This window comes from Burkholderia sp. Ac-20344 (assembly GCF_017104975.1).
Taxonomy (GTDB): domain Bacteria; phylum Pseudomonadota; class Gammaproteobacteria; order Burkholderiales; family Burkholderiaceae; genus Burkholderia.
Genome location: NZ_JAAGPP010000162.1, coordinates 1 through 17901, shown reverse-complemented (window position 1 = coordinate 17901; position 17901 = coordinate 1). Strand labels below are relative to the sequence as shown.

The window sequence follows — 17901 nt, the reverse complement described above, 5'->3', positions numbered from 1 at the left end:
GCCCCGGCCCACGCGTTCGAGATTCAGCACGTCGCACCAGATCGCCGCGAGCACGGTTTCATCGCCGTCCTGCGGCGCTTCATAAGTGCGTTCGACGCGCACGGGCGCCGGCAGCCGTGCGCGGTCGACCTTGCTGTTCGCGTTGCGCGGCAACGCGTCGAGCACGATCAGTTGCGCAGGCACCATGTAGTCGGGCAGCGTGCGGCGCAGGTGCGCGTCGAGCGTCGCGGCTTCGACCGGCTGCGCGGCCGCCTGTGCGTCGGCGGTCAGCTCGACGTACGCGACGAGCTGCGCGAGTGCGCCCTGCCCGTGCACGACCGCGCATGCTTCGCGCACCGCGTCGTGCGCGGCCAGCTGGGCCTCGATCTCGCCGAGTTCGATGCGCAGCCCGCGCAGCTTCACCTGGTGGTCGACGCGGCCGATGAAATCGAACACGCCGTCCGCGCGACGCCGCACGAGGTCGCCCGTGCGGTACAGCCGTGCGCCCGGCGCGCCGTACGGATCGGGCACGAAACGCTCGGCCGTGAGCGCCGGGCGGTCGAGATAGCCGCGCGCGACGCCGATCCCCTCGCCGCCCAGGTACAGTTCGCCGATCACGCCGACCGGCAGCGGATGCAGCCGTTCGTCGAGCACATGCGCGGTGCGTGCGCCGACCAGCGTGCCGATCGGCAGGTACGCGGCGTCGCCGAGCTTCGCGAGATCGTCGCCGGGCCGGAACATCCAGAGCGTCGGCGTGATGACCGTCTCGGTCGGGCCGTAGCCGTTGACCACGCGTACGTTCGGCAGCGCGCGGCGCAGCATCGCGAACGCCTCGCGCGACGTCGCCTCGCCGCCGACGGTGAGCGAACGCAGCGTCGGCGGCGCGCCGTGCGCGAGCGCCCATTCGGCGAGCTGCGCGGCGCAGCCGGGCGGCACGTAGGTCATCGTCACGCCGTCGCGGACCATCATCGCGCAGGTCTGCGCGGGCGGCCACAGCACGTCGGCCGTCACCGACACGGCGGCGCCCGACATGTATTGCGAAAACCAGCCTTCATGCGCGCCGTCGAAGTTGACCGACTGGAACAACAGGAACACGTCCTGCTCGCCCGCGCCATAGCGTTCGGCGATCGCCGCGCAATGCAGCGCGAACGACGCATGGTCGACGATTACGCCCTTCGGCTTGCCGGTCGAGCCCGACGTGTAGATCGCATAGGCGGCATGGCCCGGCAGCACGTCCGGCAACGCGACGTGTGCGGCTTCGTCGAGTGCCTCGACTTCATCGGCGCGCCACACGCGCAGCGCCGGCAGCTCGGGCAGCGACGCGGCGCTCGCGCCGTCGGTCAGCACGTGCGCGATGTTCGCGTCGCCGACGATCTGCGCGAGCCGTTCGCGCGGATGCGCGGGATCGAGCGGCACGAAGGCGGCGCCCGACTTCAGCACCGCGATCAGCGCGACGAGCAGGTCGACCGAACGCTGCAGCGCGACGCCGACGCGCATCTCGGGCCGTACGCCGGCCGCCACCAGATGGCGTGCCAGCCGCGCTGCGCGCGCGTCGACTTCGCCGCGCGTCAGTGCGCGATCGATATCGGCCACGCCGCGTGCGTCCGGCCGTGCTTGCGCATGCACGGCGATGCGTGCATGCACGGGCACGAACGGCTCGGCTTCGATCGCGCCCGTCGGCGCGTTCCACGCAAAGAGCTGCGCGCGTTCGTTTGCGGGCAGCCAGTCGAGATCGCCGACCGCCATGTCGGGGCGCGCGAGCGCATCGGCGAGCAGCGTGACGAAGCGCGCGGCGAGCCGGGCGATCGCGTCCTCGTCGAACAGGTCGAGCGCGTAGACGAATGCGGCGTCGAACGTGCCGTCGGGCGTCGCTTCGACCGACAGCGTCAGGTCGAATTTCGCGGACGGCGTGCCCGACGGCAGCACCGCGGCCGACGCCGCACCGATCGCCGGCAGCGCGCGGCGCTCGCCGTACGCGGCCATCACCTGGAACAGCGGATGGTGGCTCGCGCTGCGCGGCACGCCGAGTGCGTCGACCACCTGCTCGAACGGCACGTCCTGGTGCATCTGCGCATCGACCAGCGCGTGCTGCGTGCGCGCGACCAGCGACGAGAAGTCGCCATGCACAGGCACGTCGACATCGATCGCCAGCGTGTTGACGAAGAAGCCGATCAGGCCGGCGACCTCCGCGCGTTCGCGGTTCGCGGCCGGCACGCCGACGCAGATCCGCGCATCGCCGGTCGCACGCGCCAGCAGCACGTCGAGCGCAGCGAGCAGCACCGCGAACGGCGTGGCGCCCGATGTGGCCGCGAACGCGCGCAGTTGCGCGCCGATGCGCGCGTCGAGCGAAAACACGTGGCGTGCGCCGCGCGCACTGCGCCGTGCGGGTCGTGCCGCCGCACCCGGCAACGCCAGCACGCCGCGTTGCGGATCGAGCCGTTCGCGCCAGAACGCGAGCTGGCGATCGCGCTCGCCGGCGTCGAGCCAGCGGCGCTGCCACAGCGCGTAGTCGGCGTACTGGATCGGCAGCGGCGCGAGCGGCACCGGCCGGTCGGACGCATACGCGCGATAGAACGCCGCAAGCTCCTCAAGCATCACGCCCGACGACCAGCCGTCCGACACGATGTGATGCACGGTCAGCGCGAGCCAGTGATGCGTCGCATCGAAGCGCACCAGGTGGGCGCGTACGAGCGGCGCCACGCCGAGATCGAACGGTTCGGCTTCGTCGGCCGTCGCGACCGCTTCCGCGCGCGCCACACGCTGCGCGTCCGGCAGCGCTTCGAGATCCGTTTCGCGCCACGGGCAGCGCAACGGCGCGTGGATCGTTTGCGCGACGCCGTCCGGCGCCTCGTCGAAGGTCGTGCGCAGCGCCTCGTGGCGCGCGATCAGCGCGTCGCATGCCAGGCGCAGCGCATGCGCGTCGAGCGCGCCCGTCAGCGCCAGCCGCTCGGTGATGTGATACGCGTCCGGCGCATCGATCAGCCGCGCATGCAGCCACAGCCGCGTCTGCGCGAACGACGCCGGCACGCGGTCGTGGCGCGCCGTGCGCGGCGGGATCGGCAGCACGCGAAAATCGATGCCGGCCGCGCCGAGCTTGTCGATGAAGACCGCGCGCTGCGCGTCGGGCAGTTGCGCGAAACGCGTCGCGAGCGCGAGCCAGTCGGGTTGAACCTTCGTCATCCGTCGTCCTTATTGGGTTTCCAGTTCGCCGAGCAGCGCGTCGATCGCGCTCGCCGCATCGGTCGCGCCGCGCGTCGCGCAGGCCGCGTCGATCGCTTCCGCGCAGCGCGCCAGCGTGCGCGTGTCGAACAGCGTGCGCAGCGGCAACGCGAGCCCCCAGTGCAGGTTCGCCTGCGCATGGGCCTGCGTCGCGAGCAGCGAATGGCCGCCGAGCACGAAGAAATCGCCGTCGCGGCCGATCGCGTCCACATGCAGCACGCGTTGCCAGATCTCGGCAAGCGCACGTTCCGTGTCGGTCGCGAGTTCGACGTCGGCCGCCGCTTCGCGCACCGGCGCGGGCAACGCATGGCGGTCGCACTTGCCGTTCGGCGTGACCGGCAACGCGTCGAGTTCGATCAGCTGCGACGGCACCATGTAGGCCGGCAATTGCGCGCGCAGCGTGTCGAGCAGCGCCGCCCGGTCGAGCGGGCCCGCGTCGCCGCGTGCGACATAGCCGACCAGCTGCTCGTCGCGCACGATCACGACCGCGTCGTTCACGCCGGTCGCCGCGCGCAGCAATGCCTCGATCTCGCCCGGCTCGATCCGCTGGCCGCGCAGCTTGACCTGCGTATCGACGCGGCCGAGGTAGTCGAGCGCACCGTCGGCACGCCGGCGCGCGAGATCGCCCGTGCGGTACATGCGCGCGCCCGGCACGAACGGATCGGGCACGAAGCGCTCGGCGGTCAGCGCCGGACGGCCGAGATAGCCGCGCGCGAGGCCCGCGCCCGCGAGATACAGTTCGCCGGTCGCGCCGGCCGGCACCGGCTGCCATGCGGCATCGAGCACGTGCAGTTGCAGGTTCGCGATCGGATGGCCGATCGGCACCGCGACCGCATGTGCGTCGTCGGGGCCGCAGGTCCAGTGCGACACGTCGATCGCGGCTTCGGTCGGCCCGTACAGGTTCACGAGTGTCGCGCCCGGCAGCAGCCGCGCCATCTTCGCGACGAGTTCAGGCGCCAGTGCCTCGCCGCTCGCGACGATCAGGCGCACGCTGTCGCACTGTGCGGCGGCCGAGAAATCGTCGAGATACGCGGCGAACGCGGCGAGCATCGACGGCACGAAGTGCAGCACCGTCACGCCGTGCGCGTGGATCGCGGCCGCCAGGCGCGCCGGATCGCGATGGTCGCCGGGCGCGGCAATCGCGAGCTTCGCGCCGATCGCCAGCGGCCACACGAATTCCCATACCGACACGTCGAAGCCGAACGGCGTCTTGTGCAGCACGACGTCGTCGCGCGTCAGCCGGTACGCGTCCTGCATCCACGCAATCCGGTTCGCGAGCGCGCCGTGCGTGTTGCCGGCGCCCTTCGGCTTGCCGGTCGAACCGGACGTGTAGATCAGGTATGCGAGTTGGGCGTCGTCGATCGTGGCGGTCGCGCTGGCGGCGTCGGTTTCCGTTGCATCGGCGAGCAGGTCCGCAACCGTCAGCAACTGTGTTGCGGCACCGTCGCCGAGTGCGGCCTCGACCGGCTCGCGCAGATGGGCCTGCGTGATCGCGACGGCCGGCCGCGCGTCGCGCAGCAGATACGCGATGCGCTCGGCCGGATAGTCGGGATCGACCGGCAGGTAGGCCGCACCGGCCTTCAGCACGCCGACCAGCGCCATCACCATGTCGAACGAACGCTCGACGCACAGCGCGACCGGCGTGTCGGGCTGCACGCCGCGCCGGCGCAGCGCGGCCGCGATGCGCGACGTACTGATGTCGAGCTCGCGACAGGTCGCGCGATGCACACCACCGTGAACGTCCGCGTATTCGAGCGCGATCGCGTCGGGCGTCGCCTGTGCGGCAGCGGCAAATTGCAGGTGCAGCGGCTGCCGTTGCGATGCCGGCCATGCGCGCGCGGTGTCCTGCGCCAGCGCCAGTGCATCGCGGGTCGCGTCGTCGGCAATCGACAGCGTGCCGAGCAGCGCGTCCGGCGTGCGGGCCAGCGCATCGAGCGCGCATGCGAACGCGCGGTGCCAGGTTTCAACCTGCCGCGCATCGACGCGCGCGGTGTCGTAGCCGTAGTCGATCGTCAGCCCGGCGCCGCTCTCGATCACGAGCGTCAGCGCGAAATCGGTAGCTTCGATGCTGCGCACGCCGCTCAACGCCAGCGCGCGCGGATCGGCATCGCGCGCCGTGTCGTCGACCGGGTAGTTCTCGAACACGACCAGCGTGTCGAACAGTGCACCGCCCGCGCCGCGGGCCCAGCGCTGGATGTCGGCGAGCGGCGTGTGCGCGTGCTCGGCGGCGGCCGCGTTCTCGCGTTGCAGTGTTTGCAGCCAGTCGGCCGCGCGCTGCTGCGGCGCCGGTGCGGTAATGACCGGCAGCGTGTTGATGAAGAGACCGAGCACCGAATCGACATCAGCAAGTGCATCGGGACGGCCCGCGACCGTCGCGCCGAACGCGACGGCCGGCTGGTGCGTCATCCGCTGCAGTGCGAGCGCCCAAGCGCCCTGCACCAGCGTGTTGACGGTCAGCTTCAGTGCACGCGCCGTCTGCGCGACGCGCGTCGTCATGTCGGCATCGAGCGTCGCGCGCCACGTGACCATCTCGGCATCCGCACGGTCGGCCGTCCGTTCCGCGATCAGCGTCGGGGCGTCGAGTCGCGCGAGGCGTTCCGTCCAGAAACGCTCGTCGGCGTCGCGGTCGCGCGTGCCGAGCCACGCGATGAAATCGCGGTAGCGCAGTGCCGGGCGGCTCGCGAACGGCGACACGGCGTCCGGGTCGCGATAGTCGCGCAATACGTCCGCAAGCAGGCGCGCGGTGCTCCAGCCGTCGAGCAGCACGTGGTGACGCGTCCACACGACGCGCCATGCGCCGTCGGTCACGCGGATCAACGTGAGCCGCATCAGCGGCGGCTCGCGCCAGTCGAAGCCGCGTGCGCGATCGGCGGCGAGCCAGGCGTCGAAATCGGCGTCGAACGTGTCGCCGCGCGTGCGCCAGTCGAGTTGCTCGACCGGCATCCGCGCATGGCGATGCACGCACTGCAGCGGCGCGGCTTCGTCCGGCATCACGCTCGTGCGCAGGATGTCGTGGCGCGCGATCGACGCTTCGAACGCGGCTGCGAGCCGGTCGGCGTCAAGCGCGGCCGCGGTCGCGACGAGCTGGTTCACGTAGCTGGCATGACCGGGCGCGAACAGCGCGTGGAACAGGATGCCTTGCTGCATCGGCGACAGCGGATACACGTCGTCGATCGTGCGCCAGTCGAGCGGCGTGCGCTCGATCGCGGCCTGCGTGAGACCGGCGGCCTGCGCGAGCGGGAAATCGCCCGGCGTCGCGCCACCGCCGCGATGCGCAACGCGCGACGCGCACGCTTCGACGAGTTCGCGCAACGCCGCCGCGAAGCGTTCGGCGAATGCGTCGACCGTCGCGCGGTCGAATTGCGGTGCACCGTAGACCCAGTGCACTTTCAGCGTGCGCGCGCCGTCACGGTCCGTATCGAGGTACGCGTGGATCGCGAGCGTATTGCCGAGCGGCCCCTGTGGATCGCGTTCGACGCCGGTGCCGCCGAAGCGCGGCACGAGCGTGGCATCGCGGGGCGCGTCGAACTGGCCGAGATAGTTGAACGTGACGCGCGGGCGCGGCACGGCGGCCAGCGCCGCACGCGTCGGCGCATCGCCGTAGTGCGCGAGCACGCCGAAGCCGAGCCCCTTGTGCGGCACCGCACGCAGCGTGTCCTTGACCGCGCACAGCGTGTCGCGGGCGGTGGCCGCGACCGGCAGCGTCACCGGGTAATGGCTCGTCAGCCAGCCGATCGTGCGGCTGGCATCCGCGTCGTCGAACAGCGCCTCACGGCCATGCCCTTCCAGTTCGACACGGCACGATGCGGCACCGCTCGCGCCGGCCAGCGACAGCGCAAGCGCCGCGCCCAGCAGTTCGATCGTCTGCGTGCGATAGGCCGCATGTGCATCGGTCAGCGCCGCACGGGTCAACGCCGCATCGATCGTCTGCACGACGACGGCCGCATCGGCGTTCGTCGCCGTTGCGTCCGGATGATCGGGCACGACGTCGTCGCCCTGCGCCATGCCCGCCCAGTAAGCAGCTTCGGCCGCGAACGGCGATGCCGGTTCCATCGCTGCACGTGCGAGTCGCGACGCCCATGCATCCGCGCGCAGGCCCGGCTGCGACAGACGGACCGGCGTACGTTCGCATGCGGCGCGGTAAGCCGTGTCCAGATCGTCGAGCAGGATGCGCCACGACACGCCATCGACGATCGCATGGTGAATCGCGAGATAGAGCTGCGTCGAACCGTCCGGCAAGCGTGCCGCGCATGCGCAGGCAAGCGGCCCGCGGCCGAGGTCGAGACGGCGCTGCAATGCGTCGAAGCGCGCAAGCGCGTCGGCTTCGTCGCGGGCGGCGACTTCGACGAACGGCAGCGCATCGTACGGCTTCGCGGCATCGCTGGCGTGCCACGTGCCGTCCGCACCGCGCGCAAAGCGCTGGCGGAAGGCGTCGTGATGCGTCAGCAAGGCGTCGAAGGCGCGCGCGAACGCGTCGGCATCGAACGGCCCGCGCACGTCGAACGCGACCGACTGGTTCCAGTGGCCCGGATGCGGGACATCGAGCGCGAAGAAGCGTTGCTGCGCGGGCGTCAGGAACTGCGCGGTCACCGGCGCGCTGGCAGCGGCCGCGCCCACAGGCTGCGCGGCAGCGGCGGCTACATCCTCCGTCTTCGCGATGCGTGCGAGTTCGGCGACGGTCGGGCCGTCGAACAGCTGCTTCGGCGTGAAGCGCACGCCGCGCTTGCGCGCCCGGGCGATCACCTGCAGCACGAGGATCGAATCGCCGCCGAGTTCGAAGAAGTTGTCGTCGCGGCCGACCTGCGGCGCCTTCAGCACAGCCTGCCAGACTTCGGCGAGCACCGTTTCGACCGGGCCCTGCGGCGCATCGCCGGATGCAGTCGCAACCGGCGCGGCCGCCCGCTCGCGCAACGCGGCGCGATCGATCTTGCCGTTTGCGGTCACCGGCAGGCGCGCGAGCGCGACGAACTGCGCGGGCACCATATAGTCGGGCAGCTTCGCGGCAACCGCCGTGCGCATGGCAGCCTCGTCGAAGGTCGCGCCGTCGCGCATCACGACGAACGTCGCGAGCCGCAGCCGGCCTTCGTGTTCGATCGCGAGGGTTTCAGCCTGCGCAACCGGGCCGGCCGCACGCACGGCCGCGCTCACCTCGCCCGGCTCGACGCGGTAGCCGCGAATCTTCACCTGGTCGTCGATGCGGCCGAGGAATGCGAGGCGGCCGTCCGCGCACAACCGCACGCGGTCGCCCGTGCGATACAGCCGCGCGCCGGGCGTGAACGGATCGGGCACGAAGCGCTCGGCGGTCTGCGCCGGGCGCCCGAGGTAGCCGCGCGCGACGCCCGGGCCGCCCAGATACAGCTCGCCCGTCGCGCCAGCCGGCACGCATGCGCCGAACGCGTCGAGCACGAGCGCGCGCGCATTCGGCAGCGGCAGGCCGAGCGGCACGCCGCTCGCGGGATCGCGTGCATCGGCGGCGATCGACGCCGTGTCGCACGCGATCGCGCCGACGGTCGCTTCGGTCGGCCCGTAGTGGTTGATCACGCGGCAGGCCGGCGCAAGTGCGGCCACGCGTGCGACGAGCGCCCACGTGAGCGTTTCGCCGCCCGTCACGAGCGCGTGACGCGGCAGCACGTCGGCCGGTACGCGTGCATCGAGCAGCGCCTGCAGGTGGCTCGGCACGATCTTCAGCACGCCGACGTCGCGGCGGCGCATTTCATCGGCGAACAGGTCCGGATCGAACGCACACGCGGCCGGCAGCAGGTGCAGCGTGCGGCCCGCGCACAGCGCGCCGAACAGCGTCGTGTGACCGAGGTCGGCCGCGACAGTCGACACCATCGCGAACGACGCGTCCGGTGCGAATGCGAATTCGTCGAGCATCCCCTGCACGTAGTCGGCCAGTGCGCCGTGCGACACGACGACACCCTTCGGCGTGCCGGTCGAGCCCGACGTATAGATCAGGTATGCGCCCTGCTCCGGATGCGGTGCGACGCGCACGCCGGCCGCGTGCGCGAGTGTCGCGTCCTGCGCGAGCGTGTCGACGTCGAGCGGCTGGGCGTCGATGCCGGCCGGCCACACGGCCGGCTCCGCGACGAGCGCCCAGCGCGCGCCGCAGTCGGCCGCCGCGGCAGCGAGGCGCGCGGCCGGCTGCGCGGGATCGAGCAGCACGGCGAGCGCGCCGGCCTTCAGTGCGCCGAGCAGGCCGACGACGAAGCGCGCCGAGCGTTCGATGCAGACGATGACGGACGCTTCCGCGGCCACGCCGCGCTGGGTCAGCGCGCGTGCGATGCGGTTCGACGCGTCGTCGAGTTCGGCGAACGTCAGCGATGCGGACGCATCGGCGAGCGCGACGCGATGCGGATACGCGGCCGCCTGCCGCGCGAACGCGGCGACGATGTCGGCATGTTCGACGCGCAGCGCGCGGCCATCGCGCGGCTGGCGCGAAGCGGCCGACGCATCGCATGGCAGTACGGCCGTCGTTTGGTGCGGATCGCGCGCGGCCGCGCCGACGAGCGCCGCGTAGCTGTCGAGCCACGCGCGCGCGGTGTCGGCGTCGATGCAGTCGGTCGCATAGGCCGCGACCAGTTCGATGCCGTTCGCGTCGTCGGTGAAATCCACTGCGAAGTCGAAACGGGCAGCGAGATCGGGGCCCGGCGTTGCAACGGCCGTCGCGCCCGGCAGCACGCTGTCGTGCCGCGCGTCGAACTGCTGCGCGAATTTCACGCGCAGCCATTCGTCGCCGCGCTTGACCGGCGGCTTCACCGCGTCGACGACGCGCTCGAACGGCACGTCCTGGTGCGCGACCGCGTCGAGCGCCGCCGTGCGCGCCGCATCGACGAGCGCGCGGAACGGCAGCGTCGGCGCCACGCGCACGCGCAGCGCGACCGTATTCAGGAACAGCCCGAGCAGCGCGCGGGTTTCGGGGCGCTGGCGATGCGCGACCGGCACCGCGACGACGACATCCGTTGCGCCGGTCAGGCGCGACAGCCATGCGTCGAGCCCGGCCAGCAGCACCGTGAAGGCGGTTGCCTGGGCGTCGCGCGCGAGTTGCCGCACGTCGGCCGCGACCGCATCGGACAGCCGCACCGACACGCGCGCGCCGTGCAGCGTGCGTACCGCCCCCGGCTGGCGGTCGACCGGCAGCGCGAGCGGGCCCGGCACGTCGCGCAATGCGCCGCGCCAGTAATCAAGTTGACGCTCGCCCTCGCCGCCGGCCAGCATGTCGCGTTGCCAGTCCGCGTAGTCGGCGTACTGGATCGGCAGTTCGCGCAGCGACGGCTCGCGGCCTTCGGCATACGCACGATAGGCGGCCGACAGTTCGTCGAACGCACAACGCGAGCTCCAGCCGTCGGTGATCGCGTGATGCGCGGTCAGCAGCAGGCGGTGACGGTCGTCGGCAAGCGCAACCAGCGTCGCGCGCAGCAGCGGGCCGCGTGCGAGGTCGAACGGTTCGGCCGCATCGCGCTCGGCGAGACGCGCGGCTTGCGCGTCGCGTGCGGCGGGCGGTTGGTCGCGCAGGTCGACGTCGACGATCGACACCGGCAGATGCGCATGGATCCGTTGCATCACGACGCCGTCGTCGTTGTCGACGAGCGTCGTGCGCCATGCTTCGTGCCGGCCGATCACGTGATCGAGCGCGCACTGCAGCGCAGTGCGATCGAGCGTGCCGTCGATCGTCCAGTGCGCGGCGATGTGATACGCGGCGCTCGCGTCACGCGTTTGCGCGAGCACCCAGAAACGTTGCTGCGCGAGCGATGCGGCGCGATCGACGTGCGGCGCGTCCGCATTGGCCGCATTGGCCGTCATACGGCGCGCGGCAATCGCGGCCAGCGGTGCGCCGGTTTCGCGTTCCGCGCGATCGACCGCCTCGGCCAGTTCGAAGAGCGCCGGATCGGCGAACAGCGTATCGAGCCGCAGGTTCACGCGTTCTGCGGCGCGGATCGCGGCCTGCAGTTGCATCGCAGCGAGAGAATCCGCACCCAGCGCAAAGAAACGGTCGTCGCGCGACGGCGTGACGTCGAGGCCGAGCAGCGTCTGCCAGAGGCCGGCGAGCTGTTGTTCGGTCGGCGTGCGCGGTGCGTCGCCGCTACCTTGCGCGGTGTCGCGCGCGGCGGCAATCTTCTCGCGCAGCGCGGCACGGTCGATCTTGCCGTTCAGCGTGTACGGCAGCGCATCGCAACGCACGAACCGGTGCGGCTGCCATGCGGCCGGCAGTTGCGCGGCCACGTGCGCCTTGAGCGCGACATCGCCGGCTGCCGCGCGGAGGGCGACACACGCGATCAGCCGCGTCGGCCCGTTGCCGGTTTCCGCGACCACGGCCGCGTCCGCCACGGCCGGATGCGAACGCAGGCACGCAGCGATTTCAGCGGGCTCCACGCGCACGCCGCGCACCTGGACCTGGTCGTCGAGGCGGCCGAGATAGTCGAATGCGCCGTCGGCGCGCAGCCGTGCGAGGTCGCCGGTGCGATACACGCGCGCACCGGGGTCGCCATCGGCATCGGGAATGAAACGTTCGGCCGTCAGCGCCGGGCGGCCGTGATAGCCGCGCGCGACGCAGACACCGCCCAGCAACAGTTCGCCCACGCCATCGGCCTCGCCGCCGTCGACACGCGCGACGCGCGGGCCGATCACACGGCCGATCGGCAACGACGCATACGCGTCGCCGGCAGCCAGCACGGGCGTCTCGCCCGGCTCGACCGGCCACAGCATCGGCGAAATGACGGCCTCGGTCGGCCCGTAGCCGTTGATCAGGCGTACCGACGGGAACGTGCGGCGCACGAATTCGAACGCCTGCTGCGGCAGCGCTTCGCCGCCGAACGCGAGCACCCGCAGCGCCGGCGGCACGCCGTCGCGCGCGGCCACCGCCGCGAATTCGCGCAGGTACGCGGGCGGGAACGCGGCCACGTTGACCGATTCACCCACCATCAGCGCATGTGCAGCATCGGGCGCGAACGGCTGCGGCGGCGCCACGACGATGCTCGCGCCGGTCGCGAGCGGCGCCAGCCAGCACTCGTGTGCGGCGTCGAAATTGACCGACGCGAAATGCAGCAGGCGGTCGCCGGCCTCGATCGGCAGCGCAGCCGCGAGCGCGTCGCAGTGCGCGGCGAGCGGCCCGTGCTCGACGACGACGGCCTTCGGCGTGCCGGTCGAACCCGACGTATAGATCATGTAGGCGGCCGAACGCGGATGGACGGACACCGCTTCGTCATCGGCGGCAAGATCCTGCCCGTCCGCCGCTTCCGCTGCCCCTGCCACGTCGAACGCGTGTTCGAACGGCGCGCCGAGCGCCGCGCGGCCGGCCGCGTCGACGATCCCGTGCCGCAGATGCGCATCCTGGACGATCCAGTCGAGGCGCGCGGCCGGATGACGCGGATCGAGCGGCACGAATACGCCCCCCGCCTTCAGCACGGCCAGCAGCGCGACGAACAGCTCGCACGAGCGCTCGACGCACACGCCGACCCGCACTTCCGCGCCGACGCCGGCCGCGCGCAGTTGCCGGGCCAGCCGCGACGCCCGCGCGTCGAGCGCGCCGCGCGACAGGCGCAAGTCATTCTGGAAAGGGACCGCGATCGCGGGTGCGTCGGGCGCGATGCGCGCCAGTTCGCGGATTCGGTGATGCAGCGCAGTCGGGAAACTCGTCATGTGCGTGAAGTCCTTCGGTCCGGCCGCTTCGGCCAAGTCTCGGGGCCGCTTGGGGCGGCTTCACTGGTGTGACGAACGGCGCGGCCGATTTTTTACCGTTTTGTGCTCAAAGCGCGTGCGGAAACTTTTTTGAAGGGGTTGCTAAATATTTGCGCGGCCCGTTCGTCTATCAGGGAGGAAAGCCGGAACGGGCCCCGCCTCGCCCGCCGCTTTCGCGTCAGTTTTGCCGTTTCCGCGTTTTCGCTTGCCTTCCCTTTACCGACGTTGCCGATGACAGCCGCCCACGAGCCTTCTTCCCCGCCGTCCCTCGACGCCTCCCGCGCCCGCCCCGCGGCGCGCCTGATCCTCGCGCTGTTGCGCGAAAGCCGCGCGTCGCTCGCGCTGGCGCTCACCGCGTGCGTGCTGAACGGCGTCGCGAGCGTGCTGCTCGTCGCGACGCTGAACCGCGCGCTGTCGCAGCCGGGCGCGGCCGACGCGTCGCTCGCGTGGCGTTTCGCGCTGTGCGCGGTGATCGCGCTCGTCACGCGGATCGTGTCGGGCACGCTGTTTGCCCGCCTGTCGCAGGACACGATGGCGCGGCTGCGCATGCATCTCGCGCGGCGCGTCGGCGCGGCCGAGCTGCGCGACATCGAGCGGATCGGCGCGGCGCCCGTGCAGTCGGTGCTGACCGACGACGCCACCAACGTGTCGATGCTGTTCTTCGCGCTGCCGAACCTGGTCATGCACGGCTCGATCGTGTTCGGCTGCCTCGGCTATCTCGCGTGGCTGTCGTGGCCCGTGTGCCTGCTGGCGCTGGCCGCGATCATCGCCGGCTCGCTCGGCTACCACACCGGCGACCGCCGCGCGATCGCGTCGCTCGAAGCGGCCGGCCACGCGCAGGACCGCCTGTTCGGCTATCTCGGCTCGCTGTTTTCCGGCGCGAAGGAGCTGAAGCTGCACGATGAACGCGCACGCCAGTTCGTCGACGGCCAGCTCGGCGCCGCGATCGGCGAAGTGCGCGACCACCGCCGCCGCGCGTTCAGCGCGTACGCGGTCGGCGTCGGCTGGATCATCTTCCTGTTCTATGCGTTCCTCGGCATCGCGTCGTTCTGGCCGCAGCTCGGCGTGCATGCCGATCCGGCCGCGGCCGCCGGCTACGTCGTGGTGTTCCTGTTCATGCTCGTGCCGCTCGACGGGCTGCTGAACAACCTGCCGACCGTCAACGCGGCCCGCGTGTCGCTTACGCGGATCGAAGGCGTGATGGCCGAATTCGGCGCACTGCGCACGGTGCCGCCCGCAGCCGATGCACCCGACGTGCCGCCGGCCGGCGCCGTCACGCTGCGCGGCGTCACGCATGCGTACTTCCACGAACGCGACGAACGGATGTTCAGCATCGGGCCGATCAACCTGACGATCCAGCCGGGCGAGCTCGTGTTCATCGTCGGCGGCAACGGCAGCGGCAAGACGACGCTCGCGAAAGTGCTGACGGGCCTCTACGAGCCCGAGGAAGGCACGATCGAGGTCGACGGCCGCACGATCGGCTGGCGCGAGCGCGCCGCGTACCGGCAGCGCTTCAGCGCGGTGTTCAACGATTTCCACCTGTTCGATGCGCTGCTCGGCATCGTCGATCCCGACGATCCGTCCCGCGCACAGGCCGATGCGCGCGCGAACGCGCTCGTCGCGAAGCTCGCGCTCGATCACAAGGTGAAGGTGGTCGACGGCGCATTCTCGACCCGCGCGCTGTCGACCGGGCAGCGCAAGCGGCTCGCGCTCGTCGTCGCGTACCTGGAGGACCGGCCGTTCTACCTGTTCGACGAATGGGCGGCCGACCAGGATCCGTCGTTCAAGGCCGTGTTCTACGAGCAATTGCTGCCCGAGCTGCGCGCGCGCGGCAAGGCCGTGATCGTGATCACGCACGACGACCGCTACTTCGATCTCGCCGACCGCTTGTTGAAGCTCGACAACGGGCGCATCGTCAGCGACACGACGCCCGCGCGGTCGCGCGCGCAGGATGGCGTCGACGCGCTGAGCGCGTAACACGGCAGTCGAATGAAAACAATCGCCGACGCGCTGCAATGGCAGTGCGTCGGCGAGTTTCGTTTCAAAGGGAAATGCTTCGGGCGCGTGGGCGTTCACGACGAGTCAGGCCGGCCGCAATGCCGTGCCCGTCGAAGTCGACGCGGCGTCATCCGCCGATCGACCGCCGCACCCTCAGCGCACGGCCGGCAGCTTCAGCATCGTATCGGTCATCATGTCGGCCAGTTTCAGCGCCGACATCGGCCCGCCGAACCCCCAGATATTGCGTTCGATGAGCGCGATCCGGTGTTCCTTCATCGCGGGCACGAAGCGCCACACCGGCGAATCGAGTTTCGCGGACAGCGGCACGTCCATCCCCGATGCGGTCACGAACAGCACGGCCAGCTCGCGCTGCCTGAGCAAATCGGCCGACGTCACGTACAGCGTGCCTTCCCGCGTCGGCTTCTTCGGCCACGGATCGAGCCCGAGCGCCCGCGCGAGGCCCGCCGACGTGCTGTTGCCCGTATACGCCCAGTAGCGGTCGGGCAGGCCGAGATCCTGCAGCAGCGCGATGCGCTCGCCTTTTCTGCCCGCGGCCGCGAGCCGCGCCGCATTGCGCGCGATTCCCGCATCGAGTTGCGCATCGACCGCCTGCGCACGCGCGTCGCGCCCCGTCACCGCGCCGATCGTCCGGAAGATCTGCCGCATCCAGTCGAGCTGCGTGACCGGCACGCCGCCGTCCGACACGTTCGGGCTGAACTGGAACAGGATGGTCGGCGCGATCCGGTCGAGCGCATCGAAGATCGGCGCATGCCGGAAACCGACGCCGATGATCAGGTCGGGCTTGACCGCCGCGATCGCTTCGAGGCCCGGCTCCTGGCGCGAGCCGATGTCGGTCACGTGCGCGAGCCGGTCGCTTTGATAGCCGAGCCAGCCCGGATAGAACGCCGTATCGGCCATCCCGACCGGCACGATGTCGAGCGCGATCGCGCTTTCCGCGAACATGAAGTCGAGCGCGACCACGCGCTGCGGCCGCACCGGCATCGTCGCGCTCGCCTGCGACACGACCGGATTACCGGCCAGCGACACCGCGCCCGGCGCACGCACGCCCTGCGCGCGATGGGTATCGAGGGTCGCGGCGACGGCGCCGGACGATGCGGAAAGCGCGCCGCAGCACGCGGCACCGAGCACCGCGAGTGCGCCGAGCGCGTGCCGGCGGCCGGCATCCGTCACCGGATCGCGTCCTGCCCGGCCAGCGCCGCGTCGTCCATCGTCAGTAGCAGGGGGCAGCTTCCACACAGTTGCGTTTCTCCTGGAATTTCATAGCGCAGGCAGCACACCCGGCGCGCACGGAACGGCGTCGGCAGCAGCGCCGAGCGCGGCACGGCATCGCGCACGGGTACGCGCAGCGGGTTCGGTTCGCCGTGGACGCAGGCCGGGCCGAACAGCCAGTCCGCATCCCGGACGGGATCGGCGGCGCATGGCAGCGAACGATACGTATCGAGCAGATAGTCGAGCAGGTTGCCCGCGTTGCTCCACAGCACGCGCGGCGTGACGCGGCCCATCGCCGCGAGCAGGTCGATCGCCGCGCCGAGATGCGCAACGAGCCCCGCATAGCGCGGCGCCGGATCGTCGCACGGTTCGCCGAGCGCATCGTGCGCGAAGTACAGCGCGGCGGGCATCCCGTCGTCGAGCGCGACGAACGTGCGCTCGGGCGACATGTCGAGCGGCCGGCCGAGCGTCAGCGCGGCGACGACGCCGGCCGGCGCCGCGCGGCCGAAATAGTATTTGCTCCATTGCGACACCAGCGCGCGCGCATGCTGCGCCGGATCGCCGCCGTAATGGCCGACCATCGCGTCGAGCACGATGTCGCGGTGCGCAGGCAACGCGCTGACCGGCACGATGATGCGGCCCGGCGCGGGCGCGTCGTCGGGCATGCCGAGCCAGACGACGTCGAGGTGTTCGGCGAACGGTTCAGGCGCGAACGCGGAGAAACGCGTGGTGCGCGCGCCGTCGAACGACGGCGTCATCGCCCTGCGCGCCGGGCGCGGCGCCCCTCGAGGATCAGCAGCCCGAGCAGGTACGGCGCGCCGATCAGCGCGGTCAGCACGCCGGCCGGCACTTCGCGCGGCGCGACGACGGTGCGCGCGGCGAGATCCGCAACGCCAAGGATCAGCGCACCGCACGCGGCCGCGAGCCACAGCCGCGTACGATGCCGGCGCGCGCCGAGCATCGTCGCGACGTGCGGCGCCATCAGCCCGATGAAGCCGACCGGCCCGACCGCCGCGACGGCCGCGCACGCGGCAAGCGTCGCGATCGTCAGCGCGAGCGGCCGCAGCGCGGCCACCGGCAGGCCGAGCGCGGCTGCCTGGTCGTCGCCGAGCGCGAGCATGTCGAGCGGTTTCGCGAGCCACGCAAACACGGGCACCGCGAGCACGCACCACGGCAGCAGCATCGACACCTCGCCCCAGCTCCGGCCATAGGTACCGCCGACGAGCCACACGACGAAGCGTGCGGGCTGCACGCTTTCCTGCGTGATCAGCCATTGCGCGAGCGTGGTCCACAGCGCGCCGATCACGATACCCGTCAGCGCCACGGCGAGCGGCGCGTAGCGATGCCGGTGATTCAGCGCGAGCGTGATCGCGAGCGACAAACCACCGCCGATCAGCGCGGCGGCCGCGAGCGTCACGTGGCCCATCAGCGGCCACGTCGACAGCGCGAACAGCGTGACGAGCCCCGCGCCCTGCGTGACACCCAGCACTTCGGGGCCCGCGAGCGGATTACGCACGACGCTTTGCATCGCGACGCCGCTGACCGCCAGCAGCGCACCCGCGAGGAGCGCGCACAGCAGGCGCGGCATGCGCAGGTCGATCAGCATCCGCGCGAGCGCATCCTGGCCGGACAGCGCGGCGGACCAGCGCGCGATCGACAGCCACTCGGGGCCGGCCGACACGCCGACGAACACGACCAGCCCGCCTGCCACGACGAACAGCGCCGTGCGCAGCGGCCAGCCGAGCCGTTCGAGCCAGCCGACGAGCCGCGTCGAGCCGCCGCCCGCCGCGCGTTCGG

Annotated in this window: 6 protein-coding genes; 1 reads left to right on the top strand and 5 read right to left on the bottom strand. The window is 71.5% G+C overall.

Annotated features, from left to right (window positions below):
* Together G3N64_RS33345 and G3N64_RS33340 are read right to left on the bottom strand one after the other, a co-directional pair.
* Window positions 1–3159: amino acid adenylation domain-containing protein (locus G3N64_RS33345; RefSeq protein WP_205787964.1), on the bottom strand; the 3159-nt coding region annotated here is incomplete at its 3' end.
* A 9-nt stretch (window positions 3160–3168) separates the two neighbouring features.
* Entirely contained in the window at window positions 3169–12837 is a 9669-nt protein-coding gene (locus G3N64_RS33340) for a non-ribosomal peptide synthetase (protein ID WP_205787963.1), read from the bottom strand.
* 270 nt (window positions 12838–13107) lie between these two features.
* On the opposite strand from G3N64_RS33340, the gene G3N64_RS33335 reads away from it, so the two are divergent.
* Entirely contained in the window at window positions 13108–14853 is a 1746-nt protein-coding gene (locus G3N64_RS33335; RefSeq protein WP_205787962.1) for a cyclic peptide export ABC transporter, read from the top strand.
* 174 nt (window positions 14854–15027) lie between these two features.
* On the opposite strand, the gene G3N64_RS33330 is transcribed toward G3N64_RS33335, so the two are convergent.
* The 3 genes from G3N64_RS33330 to G3N64_RS33320 all read right to left on the bottom strand — a co-directional run.
* Entirely contained in the window at window positions 15028–16065 is a 1038-nt protein-coding gene (locus G3N64_RS33330; protein WP_205787961.1) for an iron-siderophore ABC transporter substrate-binding protein, read from the bottom strand.
* On the bottom strand, window positions 16062–16862 hold the full coding sequence (gene fhuF / locus G3N64_RS33325) for a siderophore-iron reductase FhuF (protein WP_205787960.1): 801 nt from the start codon (window positions 16860–16862) through the stop codon (window positions 16062–16064). Before fhuF ends, G3N64_RS33330 begins: the two co-directional genes overlap by 4 nt.
* Window positions 16859–17901, bottom strand: a 1043-nt coding sequence (locus G3N64_RS33320) for an iron chelate uptake ABC transporter family permease subunit (protein WP_205787959.1), incomplete at its 5' end; no start/stop codon positions are given. The genes G3N64_RS33320 and fhuF, both read right to left, overlap by 4 nt.